This is a genomic window from Sporomusa sp. (assembly GCF_057736855.1).
Map to the genome: position 1 here is coordinate 1 of NZ_JBYKYF010000200.1, position 3,512 is coordinate 3,512.

General features: G+C 42.2%; 3 protein-coding genes and 1 other annotated feature. Of the genes, 1 reads left to right on the forward strand and 2 read right to left on the reverse strand.

Translation table 11 applies throughout. The features are described 5' to 3' along the window. Nucleotides 1–89 precede the first annotated feature (89 nt). The gene (locus AC29Z1_RS12435; protein ID WP_488271782.1) at nt 90–629 is read right to left on the reverse strand and encodes a hypothetical protein; all 540 of its coding nucleotides are present in this window, start codon (nt 627–629) and stop codon (nt 90–92) included. 96 nt (nt 630–725) lie between these two features. Continuing rightward, nucleotides 726–1,433, reverse strand: coding sequence for a YetF domain-containing protein (locus AC29Z1_RS12440; protein ID WP_488271783.1), 708 nt, complete (start codon nt 1,431–1,433; stop codon nt 726–728). Between the two features lie 233 nt (nt 1,434–1,666). Further along, nucleotides 1,667–1,936 (forward strand) — a binding site (T-box leader). A 74-nt stretch (nt 1,937–2,010) separates the two neighbouring features. On the opposite strand from AC29Z1_RS12440, the gene AC29Z1_RS12445 reads away from it, so the two are divergent. Then, on the forward strand, nt 2,011–3,438 hold the full coding sequence (locus AC29Z1_RS12445; RefSeq protein ID WP_488271784.1) for a sodium:solute symporter family protein: 1,428 nt from the start codon (nt 2,011–2,013) through the stop codon (nt 3,436–3,438). The last annotated feature ends 74 nt before the right edge of the window (nt 3,439–3,512 follow it).

Below are 3,512 nucleotides of genomic sequence, written 5' to 3' on the forward strand. Positions count from 1 at the left end.
GTAACTGGTTGCAGTTTTTTCTATTTGGGGGCTGTCTTAACGCGACAGCCCCTTCATTTTGACAGGGGTGGTTAGTCGACAAACAAGTATTATAAAGCACGCAGTTCAGAAACTTTCCAGCCTTGATCGTAATCTCTTACTAATAATACATTATACAGTTTTCCTGTGTCGTTTCTGCGTACCTCAATAAGCGCTCTATTGTTGGTGACACTCAGCAATGAGAAGGAGTCACGGGATGCATTAAATCCGTAGTTAGCTGCACGGTCTTTTAAAAATTGTACAGGATTATTGACGTAGTAAGCATAATCACTACGGAGGTAATTGCGGGAAGTATTGTTGACACTGCGATAATAAATTTTCCCATCCTTATACCAAGCTTGGCTTTCATCAGGGCTTGGCCAGCTATGTCTGTGCTGATGCCAACCAGGGCCTGGCGGGCGGGAATCTTTAGCATGGTCAAGATGTTGGATTCTGGGAGGTGGCGGGGATGGCGCTTCGGCTGCAAAAGCTTTGGTGGCTGGGATACCTGACAAGGCTGCACCTGTCATAATAGCAGCGCCCATTAAAGCCGTGGCCCGGCGTTTGTATTTTTGTCTCAGCTGTTTGCGTTTACCAGCCTTGGTTCCCATTGTTTTCCCTCCTTCACCTTTGTTTGTATCTAGTGTTTCTGATTTTTCTAAGCATAATTCTAGGTAAATATAGCAATAGAATAACGTAAAAAACATTTATGTTTCGTCATCTTGTTTATAATCAACATAAAGTTTTCCTTCTGGCGTAATCATGGCTACCGTTACAGAGGCTAAGCTGGTCATACCGGCGCTGCGTAGCTGCTGTTGCAGTTCAGACAGTGTCAGTCCGCTTTTTTCCAGATTATGTTCAATAATTTTTCCGTTAAGTATAAGCTCTTTGCCAATTAATACATTGGTTTGGCTTGCGGGCTTTGATGGGAGATTAAGGTCTTGCAAGGTCGGATTCTGAAAGGCTTGTTTTTTTAAAACACTAAGCTGTCCATCGGCTTCGATTAAGGCTAGTTCTACCTGCTGAGGGTCAAAAATTCCTTGTTCGCGCAGCATTTCCAGCACGTCATTAATATTGTAGTAGCGTTTCTTTAAATTCTCTTCTAATATTTTTCCATTGTGTACTACGATCAGCGGTTCTGCCTCAATAAGCTTGCGGGCAGTAATTGACTTTTGCGATAATTTATTAAGGGCTAACACCCAAATTGTTGATACTGCTAGGATCATTGCCCCGTTTCGTAAACTGAACTCAGTGTCGGTAATTACTGTAGCTGCGATATTGCCAATAACAAGGCCAATGACAAAATCATAAAAGGTTAGTTCTGACAATGTCCTTCTGCCTAATATTCTAGTAATAATCAGCAAGGCAAGTAACATAAGTAGAGTATGAACAATTACGCTGAACTCATTGGTCATAGCATGAATCTCCTTGTGTGGCAATACTTGTGTAAATCTAATGTAGTATTACGTAATTGTAGTATATCGCTGCGACAGGAAACTATCACAAGTTCCCTACAATTTGTAGATAACACTTTATGGATAACAATGCTGACTGTTTTATTGACTTAATCCAACAATAATGTTTCATTTGCTCTTGTCCCTGTTGACAATTGCGTACATTACAGATATAATGTTAGACATAAATATTGAGAAATGTGATGATGGAAGAAAGTAATTATGCGAATTCATCCAGAGAGCTAGTGGTTGGTGGGAACTAGTTGAGGGCGTATAATGAAGTTCCTTCTTGAACAGCAGGCTGAACCGAGAGTAGGCTGCGCCGTATGCCGACGTTACCGGCTTAGAGAGGATCTTAGGTCCAAAAAAGGGTGGTACCGCGGCATTTCGCCCCTGTTCGGTACTTTTTTTATTTTCTGGACTAAGATCAATTTGGGTGGTACCGCGATGCATTCGTCCCTTACTTAGGGGCGTTTTTTTATTGCTTCTAATGCCGGCTAGAAGTAATAAATTATTTATTCGTAAGGAGGTCTATAGCGTGAGTATTCCCTTGCTTATTGTTATTTGCTATATTGTACTATTGTTTGTTATTAGCTTCCTCGCCGAAAGACGGGCGAGAGGCGGTGTTGAGAATTACATTTTGGCAGGAAGAAAACTGACAACCCCGCTAGTTGCGGTATCGATAACCGGTTTGGCTATTGGCGGGGCATCGACAATCGGCGTCTCCGAGCATGCATATCGTGTTGGTTTATCAGCAGGCTGGTATACTGCTGCCTGGGGGATTGGCGCTATTTGTATGGGGTTGCTTGTTGCCAAACAGTATCGTCAGCTAGGTGTGTCAACCATTCCTGAATTACTGGAAAGATTTTATGATAAAAAAGGCATGATTATTGGGGTTTTTTGTCAAATTGTGATTCAACTGGTTATTACTTCCCTGCAATACATCGCAGGCGGTAGTATTCTTCATACCTTATTACCTGAGGTTTTCAGTTTTACTTCTGGCATGCTTACCAGTGCTATTGTTTTTATTGGCATAACCTTTATCGGCGGTATGTGGTCTGCCAGTTTGTCTAACGTATTAAATGTGCTGCTAATTTATATAGGTATTATGGTCGCTACTGTGGCCAGTGTAATGAAGGCAGGCGGCATGGAGACGATTACCGCTAAACTTCCTTCGACAGTTCCCTATACGAGTTTTGTTGACGGGGTTGGTACTATCGGTATTTTGGGCTGGATTTTAGTGCTGGTAACTGTTAATATATCGCTACAAAGTATTATCCAAATCTCATTAGGTGCTAAAGATGTTGTTACCGCTAAACGCGGGTTTATTATCGGCGGTATTATTATGCTTCCTGTAGGCTTTGTATGTGCTTTGATGGGCATTATTGCTAAGGCAACCACTCCGGATGTAAGCGCGGCCCTTGCCTTGCCGCTGGTGATCATGTCTTTGCATCCCGTGTTATCCGGCATTACTCTTGCTGCGCTTTGGGCTGCCGATATTTCTACTGCTTGCAATCTTTTGCTCAGTTCAGCTACTTTGTTCTCTCAAGATATCTATAAAAGATTTATTAACCCTTCAACAACCGAGCGTAATTTGCTGTTTGTTACCAAAGGCTCAGTCATCGTTTTAGGCTTAGTCACACTGATACTTGCCATGACTGTTAGCGGTATTATTCAAACTTTGATGGTTGGGCTTAGCCTTACCGCCGCCTTCAGTATTGTTGTGCTGTTCACCTTGTTTACTCCCGGTCTTTGCCGAAAAAATTCGGCCTTTTATACCATTCTGGCTGGCCTGATTACCCTGGTGGCTTGGCAGATTATTCCCGCAGTCCGGATATTCCCGCATGTAATTTATCTGGAATGGCTTGTCTGTGTAAGCGTATTCCTGCTGGTATATTTACTGGATTCTAAACCTATTACTATTACCAGACAACGGGCAGCAATAGAACGACCAGAAATTGTATAATGTCTTACGATAACAAACGCGACAAAGATAACCGTCTTTGTCGCGTTTGTTATCAAGGATGGATAAAAAATTTA